13 protein-coding genes are annotated in these 22318 nt (G+C 68.7%); 4 read left to right on the top strand and 9 right to left on the bottom strand.

Going from position 1 to position 22318, the window contains the following annotated elements:
- Positions 1 to 13 precede the first annotated feature (13 nt).
- The 3 genes from OG618_RS28230 to OG618_RS28220 all read right to left on the bottom strand — a co-directional run bounded on the left by OG618_RS28230 (position 14) and on the right by OG618_RS28220 (position 2255).
- Positions 14 to 979, bottom strand: coding sequence for a DUF4331 family protein (locus tag OG618_RS28230; protein ID WP_329490358.1), 966 nt, complete (start codon positions 977 to 979; stop codon positions 14 to 16).
- Between the two features lie 215 nt (positions 980 to 1194).
- Positions 1195 to 1380 carry a DUF397 domain-containing protein gene (locus OG618_RS28225; RefSeq protein WP_329490357.1) on the bottom strand — a complete coding sequence of 62 codons (186 nt, stop codon included), beginning with the start codon at positions 1378 to 1380 and terminating at the stop codon, positions 1195 to 1197.
- 2 nt (positions 1381 to 1382) lie between these two features.
- On the bottom strand, positions 1383 to 2255 hold the full coding sequence (locus OG618_RS28220; protein WP_329490356.1) for a helix-turn-helix domain-containing protein: 873 nt from the start codon (positions 2253 to 2255) through the stop codon (positions 1383 to 1385).
- A 132-nt stretch (positions 2256 to 2387) separates the two neighbouring features.
- Between OG618_RS28220 and OG618_RS28215 the strand changes: the two genes are divergently transcribed.
- Together OG618_RS28215 and OG618_RS28210 are read left to right on the top strand one after the other, a co-directional pair.
- The gene (locus OG618_RS28215; protein WP_329490355.1) at positions 2388 to 2846 is read left to right on the top strand and encodes an ATP-binding protein; all 459 of its coding nucleotides are present in this window, start codon (positions 2388 to 2390) and stop codon (positions 2844 to 2846) included.
- Positions 2836 to 3003 carry a hypothetical protein gene (locus OG618_RS28210; RefSeq protein WP_329490354.1) on the top strand — a complete coding sequence of 56 codons (168 nt, stop codon included), beginning with the start codon at positions 2836 to 2838 and terminating at the stop codon, positions 3001 to 3003. The genes OG618_RS28215 and OG618_RS28210 overlap by 11 nt, the downstream gene beginning before the upstream one ends.
- Positions 3004 to 3067: 64 nt before the next feature.
- On the opposite strand, the gene OG618_RS28205 is transcribed toward OG618_RS28210, so the two are convergent.
- Together OG618_RS28205 and OG618_RS28200 are read right to left on the bottom strand one after the other, a co-directional pair.
- The gene (locus OG618_RS28205; protein ID WP_329490353.1) at positions 3068 to 4705 is read right to left on the bottom strand and encodes an amidohydrolase; all 1638 of its coding nucleotides are present in this window, start codon (positions 4703 to 4705) and stop codon (positions 3068 to 3070) included.
- Between the two features lie 62 nt (positions 4706 to 4767).
- Positions 4768 to 6294, bottom strand: a complete 1527-nt coding sequence (locus OG618_RS28200) for an APC family permease (RefSeq protein ID WP_329490352.1) — start codon at positions 6292 to 6294, stop codon at positions 4768 to 4770.
- Positions 6295 to 6428: 134 nt separating this feature from the next.
- Here OG618_RS28200 and OG618_RS28195 point away from each other — a divergent pair, with 134 nt between their 5' ends.
- Positions 6429 to 7163 carry a TetR/AcrR family transcriptional regulator gene (locus tag OG618_RS28195; protein ID WP_329490351.1) on the top strand — a complete coding sequence of 245 codons (735 nt, stop codon included), beginning with the start codon at positions 6429 to 6431 and terminating at the stop codon, positions 7161 to 7163.
- On the opposite strand, the gene OG618_RS28190 is transcribed toward OG618_RS28195, so the two are convergent.
- From OG618_RS28190 to OG618_RS28175, 4 genes are all read right to left on the bottom strand, one after another.
- Positions 7143 to 7583, bottom strand: a complete 441-nt coding sequence (locus OG618_RS28190; RefSeq protein ID WP_329490350.1) for a hypothetical protein — start codon at positions 7581 to 7583, stop codon at positions 7143 to 7145. The two genes, OG618_RS28195 and OG618_RS28190, sit on opposite strands and share 21 nt — an antisense overlap.
- Before the next feature lie 170 nt (positions 7584 to 7753).
- A complete protein-coding gene (locus tag OG618_RS28185; protein ID WP_329490349.1) occupies positions 7754 to 7987 on the bottom strand; it encodes a hypothetical protein in 234 nt (77 codons plus the stop codon).
- Positions 7988 to 9905: 1918 nt separating this feature from the next.
- The gene (locus OG618_RS28180) at positions 9906 to 10382 is read right to left on the bottom strand and encodes a hypothetical protein (RefSeq protein ID WP_329490348.1); all 477 of its coding nucleotides are present in this window, start codon (positions 10380 to 10382) and stop codon (positions 9906 to 9908) included.
- 9 nt (positions 10383 to 10391) lie between these two features.
- Positions 10392 to 17432 (bottom strand): RHS repeat domain-containing protein, encoded by a 7041-nt coding sequence (locus OG618_RS28175; RefSeq protein ID WP_329490346.1) that lies wholly within the window; start codon positions 17430 to 17432, stop codon positions 10392 to 10394.
- Positions 17433 to 17899: 467 nt separating this feature from the next.
- Here OG618_RS28175 and OG618_RS28170 point away from each other — a divergent pair, with 467 nt between their 5' ends.
- Positions 17900 to 22261 carry a LamG-like jellyroll fold domain-containing protein gene (locus tag OG618_RS28170; protein WP_329490345.1) on the top strand — a complete coding sequence of 1454 codons (4362 nt, stop codon included), beginning with the start codon at positions 17900 to 17902 and terminating at the stop codon, positions 22259 to 22261.
- Positions 22262 to 22318: the final 57 nt, after the last annotated feature.

The raw sequence follows: 22318 nt of genomic DNA, 5'->3' as shown, positions 1-22318 counted from the left end.
GGCGGCCCGGGCGTCAGACGGCCGGGTGCGGGTGGCCCAGGTGGGGGAAGACGGGGAGCAGGTCGACGTGCGGGGGGATGTGGTCGCCGGTGATCTTGCCGCCGGAGACCATGGACAGCCGGGCCGAGGTCACGTCGTCGACCAGGGTCCGCCCGTTGGGGTAGATCGCCGGGCGCGAGCGGTCGTAGCGCAGGATGTCGGGGAGGACGAGCTTCAGCGTCTCGGTGGCCGCGTCCGTGGTGTAGTCACCGGTGTGCTGGAGGACGGCCGTCCAGGGCTCGCGGTACTTCGCCCAGTCGTCGGCCGGTTCGCCCGCGTTGTACGCGTCCTTCACGTCCTCGGCGTTGAAGTAGGCGGTCAGGGAGGGGTGCGCGCCCCGGTCGACGGAGACCAGCCGGCCGTCCTCGTGGAGGCTGACCCGCGCCCAGACGCCGATCGTCGCCTCCGGCCCCAGCTCGGCGTCCGGCGCTTCGAGGGCGATGCCGAAGACGTTCGCCTCGGCCATGGCGTCCTTGCCGGTCCAGGTGAAGTTGTTGACGATCCCTTCGAGGTCGGCGAAGAAGGGGTCGCTGCGCAGGCCGACGGAGAGCTTGTAGCCGTTGGCCTCGACCACGTCGGGGGCGTCGCCGAAGGCGACCGGGACGCCGGCGAAGAGGACGTCGCCGTTGGCCTCGTGCCGGCGCGCGGCGTCACCGGTGGCCCGGTGGACGGTGACGGTCTGGGCGCCGGCCTCGGGGTCGGAGAAGGTGAAGGAGTAGGCGACGTCGGCCTGGTCGTCCCCGTCGTTGTCGATGTTGATCCGGTAGACCGCGTCCGGGTGGAAGGCGTTGGCCCGGGTCGGCGCGTACGGGTTCACGTTCATGATGAGCACCGTCCGCCCCGAGGCGTCGGCCGCCGGGAACGCGAACACGTCGGTGAGGTCCAGCCGGGCGTCGCCCCGGGGCGACCGCAGGTCGGGACCGCTGAGGTGGTGGGACATGGCTGCGCTACCTCGTCTCTGCGTTCCCCCCTGGCTGTCGGCTCCGTTGCTACCAGCGGCACCCGTACAAGAGGGGGAGGCCACCCGTACAGAAGACGGCCGTCCGCCGATTGGCGCATTCCTGAAGGGTTGTGACGGGAGATAGAAACTGATGGGTGGACTCAAGGCAACAGAACGGCCCGCCACTCACCAGTGGCGGGCCGTCCAAGAGGGGATCAGATCTCGGCAGCCGCGGCAAACACCACGAACGCCTGCCATGCAGCCGGGTCGAACTCCAGCTGCGGGCCGCTCTTGTCCTTCGAGTCACGGACATGGATGACCTCGGGCGTCTCAGCAACCTCGACGCAGGCGGTGCCTTCATTTCCGCTGTAGGTGCTCTTGAACCACGTCAGCTTGGCCATGCTCACCGTTCTCCCAGCATCTTCTCGATCAAAGCCAGGGACTCCCCCATGTTGAGCGCCTGAGCCCTGATGCTGCTGTACCGTGCGGCCATGATACGGACTTCCTCCGGATCCGTGATCAGCCTATTGACGTGCTGCACCTCCACGAAGGCAATCTGAGCCCTCCCCTTCGGTGTCAACAGAATGAACGAGCCACCCATACCGGCATGCTCGGTTCGCTCCAGCGGCATCACTTGAAGCTCAAGCCCGCGCATCTGGCCGACCTTGAGCAGGTGCCGAAGCTGCTCCTCATGCACGTCCCTCCCGCCCATGGGACGACGAAGCACGCTCTCGTCGATCACCCAACTCATCATCGGCAGCGGCGCGCGGGTAAGGATCTCCTGTCGCGCCATCCGTGCTGCCACCCACTTCTCGACCATCTCGTCGGGAAGCACCGGCTTCCGCATCTCGTAGAGCGCCCGGGCGTGCATCTCCGTCTGCAGCAGGCCCGGGATATCGAGCGTGCTGTAGTCATGGATTTCCACGGCTTGCGCTTCCTCCGTGGTGAAGGCCTTGGACCACGCAGGGTGCCGCGTGCTCACCCTGATCTTGGCCTTCATGACGTCTGCCGCGACCGCCTTCAGCGCTCCTCCAGCACCGAGGAGTTCGTCAGCGGCAGTCAGGTACTCGACCCTGGGAGTCCGCCGCCCCCGTTCAACCGCGCCCACCATGTCCTCGCCGTAGCCGATCCTTTCGGCCATCTCGCGCTGGGTAAGGCCAGCCCGCTCACGGAACAGCTTCACCAACTTCCCCACCGCGCTGAAGAACTCCGCGACCCCCTCGGAACCCTCCGGCAGTTCGCCGTCCTCGAACACCACGCGCTCATCGCCGCCCACAGCAACCACCCCGTCGTTTCGATCGGTTAATCCTCAGCCAACCGACAAGCCGACACTCCGCACCCGGACAAGCACTCTCCGTACTCGCCCGATCCATGGTCAGGGTACTTCCGAGGGACCAGGCTTTGTCACATGAAGTCCGAAATTCCCCTCGACACAGCGACCCCCCGCGCCCACACCGCGCAGCTCACCGCCTCCCCCAAGGGAGCCTCGATCGGGCGGCGGATCGCGAGACAACAACTCACGGCCTGGGGGCTCAACTCCATCGCCACCGAGACCTTCCACTCCGCGCTGCTGGTGATCGCCGAGCTGGCGGCCAACGCCAGCACCCACGGACGTGTGCCGGGCCGCGGGTTCGAGCTCGCGCTCCGCCTCGTCGACAAGCCCCCGGGCGGCGCCACCCTCCGCATCGAGGTGTCCGACTGCCGGGGGGACCGTCACCCCACCGTCCCCGCCGCCTGCGCCGCCCACGCGCAGTCCGGGCGCGGGCTCACCCTCGTCGGCGCGCTCGCCGACCGGTGGGGCAGCATCCCCCGCCACCCCAACGCCAAGACCGTCTGGGCCGAACTCGACCTCCGCCGTGCCGCCTGAACGCCCCGGCACCACCCAGGCCACGGTCCTGACCGTGCTCCCCCTCGCCCTGCTGCTCGCCCTCCTCGTCTGGGCGCTCCCCCTCACCGCGCGGCACCATCAACCGGCCCAGCCGCCGCGCCCGGCCCCGAGCGCCCCGACCGCTGCCCGCCCCTGAAACCGGTGCTGCGCAGGAAGTCGGACCGGCCGACTTTCTGTGCAACACCGATTCGCGCGTCTCATCAGCCCTTCGCGTAGACCAACTGGCCGCCCACGTACGTCCGCTCCACCCGGGTGGCGGCGATCTCCTCGGGCGGGGCGGCGAAGAAGTCGCGGTCGAGCACCACCAGGTCCGCGAGGTGGCCGGTCCGCAGGCTGCCCGCGTCGTCGTGGCCGTTCACATGGGCGGATCCGGCCGTGTAGGCGGCGAGGGCGGTGGCGAGGTCCAGCCGCTGCTCGGGGAGGAAGACCCGGCCGTCGGTCGCGTCGGGTTCCATCCGGTTGACGGCGACGTGGATGCCGGCGATCGGGTCCGGGCTGCTGACCGGCCAGTCGCTGCCGGCGGCGAGGGTGGCACCGGCCCGCAGCAGTCCGCCGAACGGGTACTGCCAGGCGGCCCGTTCGGGGCCGAGGAACGGGATGGTGAGCTCGTCCATCTGGGGCTCGTGGGCGGCCCAGAGCGGCTGGATGTTCGCGATCGCGCCGAGAGCGGCGAAGCGCGGGAGGTCGCTCGGGTGGACCACCTGGAGGTGGGCGAGGTGGTGCCGGGTGCCGCGCCGGCCGTTGGCGGCGCGGGCGACCTCGATGGCGTCGAGCGCCTCGCGGACCGCGCGGTCGCCGAGGGCGTGGAAGTGCACCTGGAAGTCGAGCGCGTCCAGGGCGGTGACGTAGCCGCACAGGGCGGCGGGGTCGACGAAGCTGAGGCCGGAGTTGGCGGTGGCGCAGCCGCAGCCGTCCAGGTAGGGGGTGGAGAGCGCGGCCGTGAAGTTCTCGGCGATGCCGTCCTGCATGATCTTCACCGAGCCGGCCCGGAACCGGCCTCCGGTCAACTGCTCGCGACGGGCGACCAGTTCGGGGATCTGGTCGGCGCCCCGGTTGCGGTCCCACCAGAGTGCGCCGGTGACCCGCGCGGTCAGCGTGCCGGCCTCGGCGGCGGCGGCGTAGGCGTCGGACGGGTCCGGCTGCCCGTTGAAGATGCCGAGCAGGGCGTCCTGCCAGCCGGTGATGCCGAGCGAGTGCAGGAGTTCCTGCGCCCGGTGCAGTCCGGCCAGCCGCCCCGCCGCGTCGGTCGGCGGGACGAGCCGGGCGACCAGGCCGGTGGCGCCCTCCTGGAGCATCCCGCTCGGGGTGCCGTCCGGCTCGCGCTCGATCCGGCCGTCGGCCGGGTCGGGGGTGTCCCGGGTGAGCCCGGCGAGCTCCAGCGCCCGGGTGTTGGCCCAGGCGCCGTGGTGGTCGCGGTTGACCAGGTAGACCGGGCGGTCGGGCACGACGGAGTCGAGCAGTTGACGGGTGGGAAGTCCGCCCGCGAAGCTCTCCATCGACCAGCCGCCGCCGGTGATCCACGTCCGGTCGGGGTGGGCGGCGGCGAACGCGGCGACGCGGCGCAGGTACTCGTCGGCGCCGACCGTCCCGGTGAGGTCGCACTCGGCCAGTTCGGTGCCGCCGAAGACGGCGTGGATGTGCGAGTCCTGGAAGCCGGGGATCAGCAACCGGCCTTCGAGGTCGACGACTTCGGTGCCGGGGCCGATCAGCTCGCGGACCTCGTCGTGGCCGACGGCGCTGATCCGCTCGCCGGTGACGGCGAGCGAGGTGGCGCGGGTGCGGGCCGGGTCGCCGGTGTGGACGGGACCGTTGGTGAAGACCAGGTCGGCCTTGGACATCGTTGGTGCTCCTGGGAGTTCGGCGGCCGGGGCGCGGCCGGGGTCGGGCCAGTAGTCGGGGGTCAGGCTGCGGGGGCGGCCTTCGGGTCGACGGCCGCCGGGTCGGCCGGTTCCTGCCGGTCGAAGTAGGCGGACTTGCGGTGGAAGCGGGACCACGCGGCGGCCACCAGCCCGGAGCCGATCATCAGCACCGGTACGGACAGGCCGAACCAGCCGTTGTCGGCCGAGAGTTCGAAGTGGTCCGCGGAGTCGTACAGCATCCAGCAGAGATACCCGCCCACCGCCAGCAGCACCGCCGCGCCGAGCAGTGGGGCGACGACCGCGCGCAGGCCCTCCAGCGGTGAGGTGCGCAGCAGGTGCCGGAACCGGACCGCCGCCGCCACCGCGGTCAGCGCGTAGTAGAGCGCCACCACGATGCCGATCGCGTTGACCGTCGCCGAGATCAGGTCGTTCACGGTCGGGATGACCAGCGAGAGCACCGCGAGCAGGATGGCGGCGCCCGAGATCAGCAGGGTGCCGGCGGCGGGGGTGCCGTAGCGGGGGTGGATCCGGGTCCAGACCGGGCCGAGCGTGCCGTCCCGGCCCATCGCGTACATGCCCCGGGCGGTGGGGATGACGGAGGCCTGCAGCGAGGCCACGGCGGAGAAGGTGAGCGCGATCAGCGGCAGCGCGGCCAGCGGCTGGCGGGCCAGCTTCTCGCCGAGGTACGTCAGCCCGTGCGCGCCGTTGTCCGCCAACTCCTCCATCGGCAGCACCCGTTGGAAGGCCGTCCCGGCGAGCAGGAAGAGCAGCAGCATCACCGCCAGCGCGATGAAGCCGCCGCGGGAGGCGTCACCCGGTTCGCGGACCTCCTCGCCGATGCTGAACACCGACTCGAAGCCCCAGTAGCAGAACACCGCCAGCACCATGCCCTGCGCGAGGGCGTCCACCGACGGGATCGCGAAGGGGTTGTACCAGTCGAGCGAGAACGGCTGGTCGCCGGCGAACAGGCCGTAGCCGCAGAAGGCCAGCAGCACGACGTACTCGAAGACCAGCAGGTACTTCTGCAGCCGGGCGGCGAGCTCCAGGCCGCGCACCGCGACCAGCGCGGCGGCCACCAGGACGACCATGCCCAGCAGGGTGGCCTGGAGGGTGGAGTCCGCGTCCAGCCGCAGGCCGACGACCGAGCGGACCCGCGCCTGGCCGAGCAGCTGGATCAGCGCCGACCCGGTCACCGTCGTGGTGTAGGCCATGAACACCACGGTACCGACGGTGTTCACCCAGCCCGTGAGGAAACCGAGCCAGGGGTTGAGCACCCGGCCGACCCAGGTGTAGCTGCTGCCAGAGTCCGGGTCGACGCGGTTGAGCCGCCCGTACGCGCCGGCGATGCCGAGCACCGGAAGGAAGGCCAGCAGCATGATCGCCGGCAGGTGCAGGCCGACGACGCCCGCCATCAGGCCGAGCCCGATGCCGATGCTGCTGGTCGCCGCGGTGCTGGAGGCGGCGAGGACGATGCCGCCGACCACGCCGACGGACTTGGGCAGAGGGCCCTCGGGGGTGGGCGCGCCGGCTCTCGGGGTGTCGCCGGAGTCCTTGACCGTCGTTGCCAACGGATCACCGCCTTGATCGTGGGGGGGAAGGGGTGGCGGCCGGTAGCTGTCCTGGCCGTGGCGGCCATGAAAGCCTCGCCCCGGTCACACGTCAATGCTGTTGTCATAAGGCGCGATGCCCTAGGCTCCCCGCCATGACGGAACGCGTGGTCCCCGAACCGCAACGGCGGCGCCGGAAACCGACCAAGCAGGGCACGGTGCTGTCCGAACAGGTCATCGTGGCCACCGCCCTGCGGCTGATCGGCCAGCACGGCGCGGCCGCCCTCACCGTCCGCCGCCTCGGCGCCGCACTCGGCGCCGACCCGAGCGCGGTCTACCGGTACTTCCACAACACCGACGACCTGCTGCTGGCCGTCGCCGACGAACTCATCGGCCGCGCCCAGCACGGCCTCGCCCTCACCGGCGACTGGCGCACCGACCTCCACGCGATCGGCATGCGCGTCCACGCCGCCTACCTGGCCCACCCCCAGGCCGCCCAGCTCGCCGCCCACCGCACCACCGGGCGCGACCACGAGACCCGGGCCGTCGAGACCATCCTCGGCGTGCTCCGCTCAGCCGGCTTCCCCGACCACGAGGCCGTCCCGATCTACCACGCCTTCATCGACCAGGCCCTCGCCTTCGCCGCCCAGGACGCCGCCGCCCTCGCCCTCCCACCCCCGGCCCGCGCCGCCGACCTCGCCGTCTGGCGCGTCCGCTACGGCCGCCTCACCCCCGCCACCCACCCCAACATCGCCGCCACCGCCCCCCTCCTCATCACCGACATGGACCGCAGCGGCTACCCCTTCGCCCTCGACCTCCTCCTGGAAGCCGTAGCCGCCCGCCTCGCGAAGCACGGGGGTGGCACACCCTCAACGGCCGCCGGCCACTGACGGGCCGACCGGCGCAGGCATCACCAGCCCCGCGTAGACGACGCCCAGAAGCGGCAGCACCAGGAACGGCCAGGCACCCGCCAGCAGGAAGAGCAACGGAGGCGCGGCCAGCAGGAGGGCGACGACACCCCGAAGACCCCGCCCCCTAGCCGCAGCGAACGCCACCACGAGGAGCAGGATCAGCCCCGGAACGGTCACGCACATCAGGATCATCAGCAGAACCGTGTAGTACCCGACCGACCCGTTCTGCGAGAACCCGTCGACATCAAGGCCATTGGGCGCAAACGCGGCGAACAGCAGCAGGGGCACATACACCGGCACCACACACACTGCCGCATACCTCACCACCGCCCGCCCGAACCAACCGGCCGTGCGCCCTAATCCACTCAGCACCCCGAGACGACCTGCCCCTTCATCCATGGCGCTGATCGTAGGGTCTCCTTCATCCCGCCCGGACCGGCCCCTACTCGACGAGGAACCGGATCGGCACACCCGAAACACCCCATGCCCCCTGCACTCCACGTCAGAACACGCCACCGTTGATCACCCCTACCTCGCCCCGGCACCGGCCGCGGCGAAGCCCCGACACCTCAAGCCTTCTTCATCACGAACCCAGGGGATGAGAGGAGCCAGAGATCCTTCCCTCCATTGGTGGCCGTCAGCCAGATCGAACATTGGCCTTCGCCTTCCTTTCTGGTCGCCTCCACATAGACGCCCGGACCCGCGTCATCGAGGAACGATTTCTTCCAGCTTCCTACCAGCTCTACCAGCCGTGCCGAGTCAGCCGCCGTACTGTCGCACACATAGGCGGGAGCTTGGGACATCCCGATCTCCCCCCCAGGGAGGAACTCAAAGGTCGCCGTTCCACCATTCCACCGACCGGCCGGCTCGGCCATGTCTGCATAGGCCAATGGCTGGAGCGATATCCAAGCCACCAAACTGCCGACGAGAACAGCGAGCGCTCCACAGGTAACTCCGATCCGAACGAGCCGCCGCCTCTTCATATGACTCCCCCAACCAAGTCGATCCAGCACCGTGATCCGCAATGATGAAAGGCCTGTGACCCACGGGGCCGCCGATTTCTCTTCCTCACGACACACCGGGCACTGACGTCGCCCACCGAGCCCCGGACGGCCGCCGACAGTACGTCATCGACGACCCTCCGGCACGGCAGTCGCCCGGCCCAGGACCATCCGCGAAACACGCCAGTGACCGCCCGCTCCCTCTTGGGGGCGGGCGGTCAACGAAGGAACCCGACCGATATTCGACACGTATCGACGTCAGTCGCGCATTTCTAGATCGACCTTTCCCGCCAGCTGTCGCATGCTCTCGGCGGCCCCGTCAATCGATGACTACTCAACACCCACGACCTCGACAAGATACTGTCCATACCTCAGCCAAATACCCCACTTCTGGCATTCGGCACCCTCCGACAGGAGGCAGGCGTATTCTTGATCATCGGCACTCCGGCTGCCGGACACCGAGATCGATTCAACCTGACCGTAGCGCGAGTACCGGCTCTTGAGGTCACCGGACCGGAACACCAGCCACGCCCACGTCGGCGAACCGAACCGCATGACCGTCTGGCTCACCCTCCCCTTCGATGGATCCGAAGCATCTCGCACGAAGGAACGTTCCTGCCGCTCGTCCAGCCCCCGCATATAGGGAGCACCGGGATCCCGATCCGTCTGCCGCTGCCACGGCCCTTCAGAGACAGGGGATTCAAGAAGAAAGCCCGTAACCGGTCTGTCCGCCCGCCACTGCCCCATCAGGGGAATATTCCATAGGCAGATCCCCATGACGACCACCACGGCAGCTGCTACCGAAACCACTCGCCCGAGACGAGACTTGAACACCGAACGGATCACCTACTTGGTACCACGTGTCTTGCATGTCACCACTCGAGAAGCTCGCGATAGTCGCCTCATGAAATTGCCCCTGCGTCACCGCAGGGGCATATCAGTCATAGAGGCCTATACCTAGCCGCATGGTTGCATGATCCCCCGCATCATCCTCTCCAGCCAGAATAGGATCAGATTGATTGATTTCACAATCGGATCATTTATTCTTCTTCATTTCGCCAAACATGTACGATTCGGCCCGAAAGAAGGCAACCTCGTCGAGGTCAGTACTTTTCTTTGGACGCTTCCCCTGAAGCGCGGCAGGCTAAACTTCTTCAAAGCCCGTCTCGAAGAAACTGCCGAAGTACTGGCCGCGCGTGACGGTGCGGTCGAAGCCGTCACTGCGCAGCCAGACGGCACCCGGATCAACCAGAGCCGAAAGGCCAGAACAGCGCCAGCCACCCGAACGATCGGCACACCCGAAGCACCATCAGCGCTCCCACGCACTCCACGCCAGCTCGGCCCTCACGACCCCGCCGATCCCCACCGGAGCCTGTCCCCCGGAAGCATCGCCGGCCGGGGCCGAGCATAACGCCACTGCTACCGCCCGAGCTCGCCGGATGTCCCTGAATTCTCAAGCCTTCATCGCAAATCCGGGGGACGAGAGGAGCCAGAGGCCCCCAGACCTAACTGGCCCTGCAGATTTGGCCTGTGACGAGCATTATAAGTACTCGTCACAGGCCTCAACCGATTGGTCAACAAGTCCGCACCAGGCGGTCCAGCTGGCCTGACAAGAGTGGCACCGCCGAGATCACCATGGAACAATGGCTGTGAATCTTCACCCGCCCTCGCTGTCAACCTTTACGAAGGGCGAGCAACGTGTGCACCCAAGGCAAATAGGCTAGCGCGATACTCGCTCAAGCGCAATTACGACGGCGCCGGGATTCTCTCGGAGCTTATCGCCCATCTTCTGCAGAACAGGCTCAATCGTTCTGTCATCAGCTGGATTACGAAGGAAGACCTCTGCACGTACGATTGTCGCCAGAGTCTTTCCAGTCGGACTCAGGAGCGATGCACTTTCGCCCATCTCCCGGGAGACCTTCCAGCCCTTGTCCTTCAGGCGGGACACCTCGAGCGCGACCGCGTCGGCCGGCATCCCAGCCGAAGGGAGCAGGAGGTACGATATTTCGAACTCTTCCGCCCCTGCCGGATTCGTCGTGTTCGAATGAGCTATTTCTACACGCCCATCCACAACGGCCCTGCGGTCGACCGAGGGGACCGTTAGCGCATCGCCAGAAGTGGCAACCAGGGCGACAATGACGGCAGTCACTACCGCCAGGGCAGCAAGGAGGCCAGCTAGAGCTCGCTTCTTAGACATTCGCATCAATCAGCCCCAAAACTTCTCTGCAAGATCAAATTTGTGAGCAAATCCATACTCCCTTTCGAACCCCATCGGTACCGAATCCTTCTTCCCGGCCTTCCATTCTGAAATCCCCGCACCATTCATCGAATATCCCACATATGCAGCCGAGTCAGACAGCGAGTACTTGTTCTTCAAATCCCGCAAATTAGCCGCCGCCAGCCTGATTGCCATCTTGTCATCGCGCGCAAGAATAGACCTAGCCTGGGCCTCGGTCACCGTTCGGCCATAGTAGGACTTCAGCAGTGAAGCGGCTAGATCTGGGCGCATCTGGCCAATCCCAATCGTGTCACCGCTGATGGATGTAGTTTCTACTTCCCTAAACAGATCACCGATGATCGGAGCACCTGCGAGGGCTTGCCTTCCCCGCCCTTCCTGCATAATCAAGGCAGTAAGAACCGTCTTGCTGATACCGAATTCGGCAGCTGCATTTCGGATCTCACTCCGGAATCCGTCGAGAAACCCTGGAACTCCCGGCTCATCGGAGAGATTTCGGCCGACAGAACACCCGCCATTCAGCGCAAGATAGGAACTGCACGTAGGCTCGGACTTGGTGTTGGAGGAGTCCCCTCGAGCCGGGCGCCCTCCTCTCCTCGATGGCACAGGAACGTCGAAGACCTGCCGTGATGCTTCTTCGTTTCGCGAGATCGCTGCCGCGGGAACGTAATTCGCCGTTGTCTCCGCCGCGTTCTTCATCGTGATGGTGCCGGCCGATCCGCAGTCATACAGCGTGCCGCACTCCTCGGACTTGAGGCCGTTGGGGTCGGAGCGGTTGACCGGGTTGTTGTTGCTGTAGGCGTAGGCGTTCCACTGGAGTGGGTCACCCGCGTCGAGGATGGGGTCGGAGCTGAGGAAGCGACCCGTGCCGGGCTGGTACTGCCTTGCGCCGAGGTTGGTGAAGCCGGTGGCGTCGTCCTTGAGGCCGCCGACGTAGCCCTTGTCGCCGGACCAGGGGGTGGCGAGGGAGCCGGGGCCGCGGGTGGCGCCGAAGGGGTCGAAGGTGCGGCGGGTCTCGTTGGTGGTCGCGGACTCGATGGACAGGGAGCTGGTGCCGTGGTGGTCGGAGAACTGGTAGGCCAGCTTGCCCGGGCCCTCGCGGACCAGGGTGATTCCGCCGGGGATGCTGTAGTAGCGCGCACCGGTGCTGGTCCCGGTGCTGGTGTCGTACGAGAGTTCGTCGCCGCCGCCGAGGTTGACCGTCACCTTGCCCGGGTTGCGGCGCACGAGCTGGTTGCCGTCCGCGTCGTAGAGGTACGACGTGGTGGCCGAGCCCTGGGTGAGTGAGGCGAGCTTGCCCTCGACGTCCCAGGTCAGTGTGGTGGCGTTGGCGGCATCGACGGCGTTCCAGGTGGAGCTGCTCCACTTGGCCTGCCAGCTCGGCGTGAAGACGATGAAGTTGCCGTCGTCCTGCACCTTGGCGAAGTAGCCGCTGTTGTTGCCGACCCAGGTCTTGGAGGACCAGAGTGGGACGCGCTGCGGGTCGTAGACGACGAAGTTGCCGTCGTCCTGCATGGTCGCCCAGGCACCCGGGTGGTCCTGGGTGTTGGTGGACCAGATCGCCTTCCCGGTGCGCAGCGAGCTGAGGACGAGGTTGCCGTCCGGCTGCATGGCGAGCTGGACGCTGTTGGAGCGCACCGACTCACCGGAGTTGAGCACGAACCCCGCCTTGAGGTCCTTGCTGCCGCCCGGGTTGTTGATCTTCGTGGTGTTGCCGGCCGCGTCGTACTCGTCCGTTCCCTGCACACCGACTGCGACGCCGAAGGTGGACTTACCGGTTGCGAGCGCGTGCGGACCACCGGTGCCGCCACCCGTGCCGGCGGCACCGGTGGGCGTGTTCCGGGTGCCCGGGGCCGGGAAGGTCTGATCGACCTTCAGGTCCTTGGCCGGGTCGCCGGCCGGGTCGTGATTGACCAGCTTGGTCCGGTTGCCGGCCAGGTCGTAGCCGTACTCCTGCCAGTAAGCGGCACTGCCTCCCACGGTGGTCTTCGCGGGCGCGGTGGCACCGCTGGTGGGCGTCGAGTTGGCGCAGGACCCCTGTCCGCCGAGCGACGGAGTCGGCTGGTTGAGCTGCCCGGTGTCACTCCACGCGGTGGTGAGGCGGCCCAGGTAGTCGTAGCTGAAGCACTGCAGGTCGGTCGCGGCCGGGGTGTTGTTCGGGATCGCCCTGATCGCGGTGATCTGGCCGGCCTGGTTGTAGGCGTAGGCGGTGTTCTGTACGGAGCCGGTCCCTGCCGTCTGCTTGTCGACGTACTGGTTCAGCAGGCGGCCGGTCGGCTCGTCGTAGGTGTTGGTGGCGACGATCTGGGTGCCCCACGGGTTCATCGTGGAACGGATGTTACGCCCGTAGGCGTCCCAGTCGGACTGGCGGAGGTAGGTCGTCCCGGCACCGCCCATATCGTGCAGCAGCCCGTAGTCCTCGTAGTGGTAGGTGATCCATTCGTCGGCCAGGGTTCCGGCTGCGGCGCGGCTCTCCGAGATCAGCGCACCGGTGATCTCGTCGTAGACCGCCTGGTAGCCGAAGGTCGCCTGACCGGTCCTGCCGACCTCACTACCGGGAAGCGTGACCGTGGTCGCGGTCGGCCGGTAGGCCACGTCCAGCCCGGTGACGCTCTTGGTGTACGCCGCACCGCTCGCACCGCCCACGTACCGGGTCGACGATGCCGCCTGGCCCTTCGCCACGGTGTCGTAGGTGTAGCCGGTCAACTGGTTGGCTGGGGCGACCGTGCCGTTGTAGGTACCGGTCTTGCGGCCGAGCAGGTCGTAGGTGAGCGCGACGGTCTGGTTGCGCGCGTCGGTCGTGGACGCGAGCCGGCCCGCGCTGTCGTAACTGCGGGTGGACACACCCGTGTCCGGGTCGTCGGCGCGGACCAGGCGGCCGCGCTGGTCGTAGCCGTAGCTCCAGGTGTTTCCCGCCGAATCCACCCGCGTCGCGGCCGAGCCGCTCGGCGTGTAGGTGTAGGTGGTGACGTCCGCGTCGGCCGGGTTGCCGGTCGCGCCCGGCGTCCGGTACTGCCACAGCTGGGACGTACGGCCACGACCGTCGGTGACGGTGCTGGTCGCGGTGGCCCCGGCGGGAGGGCTCACGTCGACCCGGTCGGCGCCCGGGTAGGCGGTGGTGGTGGTCGACTGCAGAACACCGAGGGCGATGAACTGGGTACTGACCGGGCGGCCCATGCCGTCGAACTGCGTGGCGGTCCGGTTCGGCACCATCGCACCGTCCGGGGCCCACCGGACCGTGCCGGGCCCGTTGGTGTCCTCGTAGTAGGTGTTGTAGGCCTGGTTGGCACGGCCCTGCGAGTCGTAGAAGGTGTCGGTGATCAGACGCCCGTGGTAGGCGGAGATTGCCGGAGGGTTCTGCGTCTGGATCACCCGGCCGAGGCCGTCGATGATCTGCGTCGCGGTGCCGTACTGGCCACTGGATCGCAGCGTTTTACTGCTGATCGTGGACGGTGCGGTGGTGCCGTTGACCGCGTAGTCGTAGGTGAAGTTGGCACTCAGGGTCGTGTCCCGGCCGGGCGTCCAGACGGCCTTGAGGCGGCCCAGTGCGTCATAGGACTGGGTGACCTTGCGGCCGTTGGGATCGGTCGTGGTGATCGGCAGCCCTCGGGCCGGGTTCACCGTCACCGTGGTCTCACGCCGGCCGCCGGCGTCCGGAGCGCCGGCCGGCGCCGGGGTCCCGGTCACCGTACGGTTCGGCAGCTCGCCCGGATTGGCGGAGCTGTAGGAGGTGGTCACCACCGCGCCCTTGGGGTTCGAACCGTCCGAGACCGTCGGGTCGGTGACGGTGGCCACGCGGCCGTACGCGTCGTAGGTGCTGGCACCACTGGTCACGTACTGGGCCGTACCCGAGCCGTCATAGCGGTCGAGCACCTGGCTGCCGGTGGCCTCGCCCTTGTCGCCCGCCACCTTGTAGGCAGCGCCGTCGTAGAAGGCGCGGGTACCGGAGACCGTGTTGGCCGCGGTCGCCGTGGCGGCACAGGCATCGGCGCCGGAGATGGTCAGCACCTCCGCGACCAGCCCCGTCATCTGCGGGTCGCTCGCGACCGCATAATCGGTGCGGGTGCAGATGTCAGGGGTCCCGTCGGCCGTGCTGAGCGAGGACTTGACCCGGTTGTTGTGGTCCTTGTCGGTCTTGGTCACCGTGGAGGTGGTGCGGGTGCCACCGGTGGTCTTCACCGTACTGACGGCGGTCGACGTGGTGGCCGCGTAGCGGGCCTCCAGGTCCGGCAGGCCGGTGCGCTTGTGCGTGGCGGTCGAGGCCTCTCCGGAGCTGGTGTTCACCGTGTAGCCGACGGGATCCGCGGCGTCGGCGTCGGTGTAGCTGTCCGACTCCAGCACCCGGCCAGCGAGCCAGTCCTTGTCGGCCTGGGCACCGCTCCTCGGACCGGCCACACTCGCGGTCTTCGGCGAGCCGTTCGCCTTGAGGTCGTTGTCCATGCCCTGGTAGTAGAACGTGGCGGACTTCGACTTGGCGCCGTCCGTACCGGAGCCCGTCACGGCGGTCACGCTGGCGTAACCGCGGAACTGGTCCCACGTCCGGTAGTCGGAGTCGACCAGGGCGCCGTCGTTGCGGTGCCACGCGGCCTTGCCGTACGTGTAGCTGGTGGTCTTCGGGACCGAGCCCTGGACGAGGTTGCCGTTCGGGTCCACGGTGACGGTCTCGACCGGGTAGCGCAGGAACCAGTCATCGGCGGTCGCCTTGATGCCGGTGTCGTACCACTTCACGTTGTAGCAGCTCATCGTGTTGCTGTCGGCGGACGCCGGCATCCGGCCGGCGGTGCGCGAGCACGAGTCGAGCGCGTACTTGACGGAGATGGTGCCGCCGGTCTCGGTGGTGATGACCTCGATGCGCGGACGGTTGTACCGCGGGCGCGCCGGGACGAGGCCGTCGACGCGGTTGGGCAGCAACGCGCTGGCGAAGGTGACCTCCGGGAGGCCCTTCTCCTCAGGACTGTTGAACGTGTCCTTGCCGACCCGGCGGACCGACGCCAGCCACGGGATCGCGGTGTCCTCGGTCGAGTTCTGCGGCTTCATGAAGCTGTGGGCGAGCTGGTAGCTGTCCACCGGACGGTACGAACCGCCGGAACGGACCTTGGTGGTGATCGTGTTGAGCCACTTGGTAGACCAGTAGCTCGGACCGGAGTTGGAGCAGACTCCCGACTGGGCGCACTGCTTGTCCAGCGGGACGTCCGGCCAGTTGGTGGCGTTCGCCGAGGTGCGCTGCGACGGGTCGCAGGAAGCGCCGAGGCACCGCTCCCCCGTCTCGAACTCGATCTTCGAAGCGGGCAGGTAACTGCCGCCGGCGGCGATCTGGTCCGCATCCAGCTGGCCGTAGCCGATCGAGGCGAGCGTGCCGCCACGGGTGTACTGGGTGTTCACCCCCGCGCCCGGGTTCTGACCGCCACCTCGCGCGTACCAGTTGGTCTCGGGTGCGTAGGTGTAGGTGGTCAGGTTGTGGTGCGTGTCGACGACGTAGTCGAGGTTCCAGCGCCACGCCATCTGGCACCAGGAGCCCTTGCCCTTGGCCGAGTCGTAGCAGGGGTCACCGGCGTTCGGCGAGTAGACCGGCACCGTCCAGGCCGACTTGCTCTCCGGCCCGGTCCGGCTCGGCGCGCCCGCTGCGGTGGGCACCTGGTTGAGGCCGAAGTAGTAGACCGTGCCCGAGGTGTCGGTGACCTTCAGGTACGACTCGTTCCAGGTGCCGTTGGCGGCGCCGGTGAGGAACTCGACCTTGGTGCCGTCGTCGTTCTTCAGCCGCCATTTGCACTTGGACTGCTCGAACCGGGCGTCCGTGTTCACGCACGAGGCGTCGTGCGGGACGAGTTCACCGGAGTGGCCGCCGAGCGACAGCGTGAGATTGGCGCCGCCCCAGCACTGGTCGCCGGATCCCGCGATCCCGGCCTTGGCACACGCCTTGTAGGAGCGCTCCACGAACCCGGAGCTGAGGTCCCAGCCGTCACCGATCCACGAGGCCTGGGAGTTGGTGGAGGCCGTCCGGCCGTCCACCGAGGCGGAGTCGTAGCCGAGCGCGAGCTGAGGTGCCGCTCCGCCGAGGGTCGGCGGCGACTGGATCGGGTAGCTGTAGCTGAACGAGCCCGAGGAGCTTCCGGCCGTCCACGCCTGGCTCGACGAGAGCGAGGTCGCGCTGTAGGTACCCGTGCCACTGGAGGGTGCGGCCTCGGTCGCCAGGACCGTCGGTGCCATCGCTGCCGACGTCGCCGGTGCGGCGGACTTCGCCGCACTCTGCTCCTGCGCCGTCAGTGATCCCTCCACTGCCGGCAGTTCGACGTCCGCGATCAGCCGCTTGGCCTGCGTGTCGTAGTGGGACGGCACCGGGGTGCGAACCAGGCAGCTCGGCACCTCGGGTGTGGTCAGCGCACAGGCCGGCAGCGCGACGAGGCGCGCCCGCTCGGCGAAGTCACCGCCGAATCCGACGCCGCCGAGGTCGAGCTCCACGCGGACCTTGGCCGCCTCGGCCCGCCCGCTGCGGGAGAGGGCCAGCAGGGTGCCCTGCACGCCGAGCCCGTCGGCCGCCTTGGCCTCCGCCACGTCCACGCGAACGGACGTCGCGGTCGCCGCCGTGTCACCGGCGGCAGCGCTCTCCGCGCCCTTCGTCGCGGCCACGTCCGGGGCCAGCGGCGCGAGCCAGACCGGCAGGTCGCCCGCCTGCCGGGACGCGCCGGCGGCGGGCTCGCGGACCTCGGCACCGCCCGCATCCGTACGCGTCGTGACAGAACCCGCGGGCGGAGCCGTATCCAGTGTCGCCAGTGCGGCACCGTGCGGAGCCGGCGGCGGCGCCTTCGGCGGGACCCAGTTCGGCGAACCGGTGGCCGGCGGCACCACCTTGGGCTTCTCGGCCCTGCCGGGCACCGATGCCGTCTTCGGCAGCGGGGTGTTCGGCGGCGACCAGATCCGGTCCTTGTTCCCGTCCGCCGACGGCGCGGCGAGTGCCGGCGCCATCGGCGAAACCAGGGCACCCAGGATCGCCAGCGAACTCACCAGGGCCACCCGGGATTTCCGCCTCCCCGGTGACGGACTCCCCCTCCCGATCAGCCAGGAGAAACGGACATGACGAACTGACACCTCGACCCCCCACAGGCTCAACCGCACCACGCATCGGGTACGGATGGATGACTGTGGCGGAGGCTAGGCCCTCGACTGCCCTCCGGTCGAGCAAATTGTCGACCTATCACCTGAGTGACTGACCTCACACGATGAGTAATCGGGAGCCACTCTGCAAATCGGACACCCGTACGAATAATCGGTTGACGAACCGTCACCCTCTGCGACAGCTTGCTAGCAGCCTCTGCGCGTGAGCTTCACAGATCTTCCACGCGCAGCTGATCCGACACTTCCGTGGGGGACTCACCATGCCTGCCGCTCCGCCCGGAGCTCGCTCCGGCGCGCGCTCTTCCGACCACTCGTCCCGGCGGTCCGTCGCCGCTGCCGTCGGCCTTCTCCTCGCCCTGACCTCAGTGGCACCGGTCGCCTTCGCCGCACCGGCCTCCGCGCCGACACCGGCCCCGCCCACCAGCTCCTCGCCCGGCCTCTCCGCGATCATGGCCGAGGCCGACGCCAAGCGGGCCGACGAGAAGACCGTGTCCGCTGCCGCCGACAGAGCGGCCGCCCGCGCCAAGGCGACCGGAAAGCCCGTCCCGGTGCCGGAGCTGACCGATGCGTTCAGCGAGACCGTCGCCACCCCGCAGGGACACCTCTCCCGCAGCCAGCACGCCGACCAGCAGCGGGCGAAGCAGCCGGACGGCACCTGGGCCAAGCTCGACGCGACCCTCGTCGCCGACCCGGCGGGCGGGTACCGGCCCAGGGTCGCGGCGTCCGGCGTCCATCTCTCGGGCGGCGGCCCCGGACCGCTCGGCACGCTGAGCAGCCCGGCGGGAGAGACGCTCGCCATCCAGTCGCCGTTCCCGCTCACCACACCCACCGTGGACGAGGACGGCGACGGCCTCGTCTACCCGGAGGTCGCCCCCGGCGTCGACCTGAAAGTGACCGCGTCCGCCACCGGCGGTCTCAGCACCGTCCTCATCGTCAAGACCCCCGAGGCGGCGGCCGACCCGAAGCTCCAGAAGGTCCGCTTCGGCACCACCACCAAGGGCGTGACGGTGAAGGCCGACGCGGCCAACAACCTCACCGCGAGCGCGACGGACGGAACCGTCGCCTGGCATGCTCCGGCTCCCCGGATCTGGGACAGCTCCACCGCGGCCGCTCCCCCGGCCGGCAAGTCCGCGCGGGCCGCCGCAGGCGTGGACGGCGCGGATTCCGGCACACCTGGAAAGTCGCCCCGGACGAGCACCGCGGACGGACCGGGCGTCGACGCGAAGGTCGCCACCATGGCCACCACCGCCACCGCGGACGGCATCGAGGTGGTCCCCGACCGGTCCGTCCTCGGCCAGGGCCAGGGCCCTTGGTTCATCGACCCGGTCTGGCAGTACGACCGGCGCGAGGGAAACGCCTGGACGTGGACGCAGTCGGGCCATCCCTATGACTCCAACTACCTGAAGACGACTGCCACCGGCCAGGCGTACGACCACCCCGGCGTGGGCTACCAGGGGTACCAGACCGTCAAGGGTGTCGAACGCTCCTACTTCCAGTTCGATACCCGTTGGTACAACGACATCTACATCCACCGGGCGACCATGTCGGTCTGGGAGTACGAGTCCGCCGACCACTCCTGCACCAACAAGTACCCGGTGGACCTGTACCTGACCGGGGGGATCGACAACGGGACCACCTGGTCCAACCCCCCGGCGGTCGTCGGCGACCGGGTCGGCTCCGCCGACGTGGCCGGATCCGGCGGCAACGGCTGCCACGACAACCTCCAGTTCGACTACGACGTCACCTCCGCCTACCAGAACTACGCACCGTCGCGGGACTCGCTGACCTTCGGCCTCTTCGCCCGGGACGAGCAGAACAAGCTCGCGTTCAAGCGGATGGACTACCGGCCGGTCGTCGTGGTCGAGTACGACCGCTACCCCGAGACCCCCACCAATCCGAACGCCTGGCCGGCCCCCAGCACCGCCGATCCCCGGACCACCAACCAGGGCTGCGACGGCTCCTCCCTGGGCTGGATGAACTCCTCGGCCGGGTTCAACGGCAATGTCTCGCTGAACGTCAACGTGCACAGCCCGATACAGAACACGCTCAGGTCCTGGACCCACATCTGGGACTACTCACTGCCCGGCGCGCCGGACGTGGCGAGCGGCAACTCGGAGGAGGTCCCCAACGGAGGGGTCGCCGGCTTCCCGGTGCCGCCCGCCGTGCTCACGGACGGCCACGTCTACGGGTGGGGCGCCCAGTCCTACGACACCCTGATCGACGCGAAGTCCGAGTCGACGCCCACGTGCCGGTTCGGCATCGACCTCACGCCGCCGACGCTGAGCGTCCCGAACGTCTACAGCCAGCTGTCCGAGGCCGACCTGGCGAACCAGTTCCCGCCCTCCGGCAACGGCCAGGTCTCCAAGAAGCGCTCCGGTGAGTGGGGCGTCGTCCCGTTCACCGCGGCCGACGCGGCGCCGAACGGCGGTTCCCCCTCCGGTCTGGTCTGTGCCCGCTGGTCGTGGAACCCACAGCTGGCGGGCGCGAGCTGGTCCTGCGGCGCCTCGTTCCCCCAGGGCGGCATCGGCGTCCTTCCGACGCACTGGGGGACCAACATCCTCTACCTCCAGGTGATGGACAACGCGAGCAACGTGTCGCCGATCGCCCAGTACGCCTTCTACGTCCCGTGGAATCCGGACGGACCTCCGCCGGCCTTCGGCGACCTCACCGGTGACAGCGCACCGGACATCCTCACCCCGGATCAGTCCGGCTACCTGCGCACCTACAACGCGCCCGGGAACCCCCACGCCACCAGTCCGGCCGTGGCGGTCGCCGCCACGGCGGCGGACTCGCCGACGGGGCAGGGCTGGAACAACATCCAGCTCACCCACCGGGGCACCCTGACCGGTGGGCACAACGTGGACGACGTCATCGCCCACGCTCCCGGGGACACCAACCTCTGGGTCTACGGCAACCCCAACAACGACAACGTCGTCGGACGGATCAACTCGAAGGCCAAACTCACCAAACCGCAGTGCGTGGTGACGGCGACGGAGACCTGCGCCTGGTACACGGCGGCCGGCTACAACGCCGCGAACTGGTCCACCACCCTGCGGATAGCCGCTCTGGGGGACCCGGTGCACACCGACCTCGACGCCGGCCTGAAGTTCAGGAACAGGACGGGCCTGCTCACCGTCGAGAGCACCGACAACGGGGCGGACGCCGCGCTCTGGTTCTACCCCGCCACCGGGACAAACACCCTCGGCAAGCCGGTCCGGCTGGCAGCCTCCGGGTGGAAGGACAAGGAGCTCATCACCCCCGGCGACTGGGCGAAGCAGGGCCACCCCGGCCTGTGGGCGCGCAACCTGCGGACGGCCGCCGACGGGGCACAGGGCGACCTGTTCGCCTACACCCTCACCACCGGTACGGTGGTCGCCACCAACGACCAGGGCCAGCCGGTCCTCGATGACAACGGTGCACCCCTGACGGTGCCGACGCTGACCCAGATCGCGACCACCGCGAAGATCGGCGCGGTGCCGGTGGACGGCTGGCCGGTCCTGGGCTCCGACGGTGACCTCACCGGATCCGGCCACCCGACGCTGTGGGGCAAGACCGCGGAGGGCCGGATCGACGTGTGGTGGGGACAGACGACCGACCCTGGCACCGCCAACGCCGGCTTCGCCTGGCAGGTCGGCCCCGAGACGATCGGGGACACCGGGGTGAATCCGCTCTGGTGGGCGCTGGACGGCCGCAGCGGCGGCGACACCGGTGACACCAACGCGCTGTACCCGAAGGAGAACATCGCGCGCACCACCGATCACAACGGTGCGGCCAACAAGGCCACCGCCTTCGACGGCACCAAGGTCTACCGGTCGACCGCTCCGGTCGGCCCGACCACCGAGAAGCCCGGTCTGGACACCACGCAGAGCTACACCGTGGCCGCCTGGGCGAAGCTCGACAACACCAACGACTACCAGACCGTCGTCTCGCTGGCCGGCCAGGACCGGAGCCCCTTCTACCTCCAGTACTCGGCCCAGTTCGGCAAGTGGGCCTTCGTCTTCCCGGAATCGGACAACTACCACACCGGCACCTACTACGCGGTGGTGGACGACGGAGCTCGGCCGTCGCCGCTGACCGGTGTCTGGACCCACCTGGTGGGGACGTACAACGCCGGCACCGGTGTCGCGACGCTCTTCGTCAACGGCCGGGCGGCGGGTTCCGCGAACATCCCCGGAGTCTGGAAGACCAACGGCACGGTGAACATCGGCGGCGATGTCACCTCCCGCTACCCCGGCCCCAGCGATCGACTGAGCGGCGCGATCAGCGACGTCCGGCTCTACCCGTACGCGCTGACCGACCAGCAGGTCAACGCCCTGGCCACCACCGCCGCCAGTGTGCAGATCCACAGCGCCTACAGCCCCGGCAAGTGCGTCGACAACTGGGGCGGCGGTCTCGGTGCCTACGCCGCCGTACACGACTGCTACAACGGCGACAACCAGCACTTCACGCTGACCGAGAAGAACCAGCTGAAGGTCCCGGGCACCGACCGCTGCCTCGGGACCAAGGACAAGCCCGCGCACTGGGGCAGCAACGTCACGGTCCAGCCCTGCGGTGACCCCACGACGCAGACCTGGGTGCGGCAGTACGACGGTTCGCTGTACAACCCGGACTCCGCCACCTGCCTCGAACTGCCGGGGTGGAACACCGGCAACGGGGCCGCGCTCGGGGTCTGGCAGTGCAACGGCGCTCCGAACCAGCGCTGGTACTTCGAGGCTCAGACGCGCTGAGCCCTGAGGCGCACGCGTGCGGCCCCCTCCCGAGTGGTGCTCGGGAGGGGGCCGTTC

It is taken from the genome of Kitasatospora sp. NBC_01246 (genome assembly GCF_036226505.1).
Classification (GTDB): Bacteria; Actinomycetota; Actinomycetes; order Streptomycetales; family Streptomycetaceae; genus Kitasatospora.
This window is presented reverse-complemented; position numbering and strand designations above follow the sequence as displayed.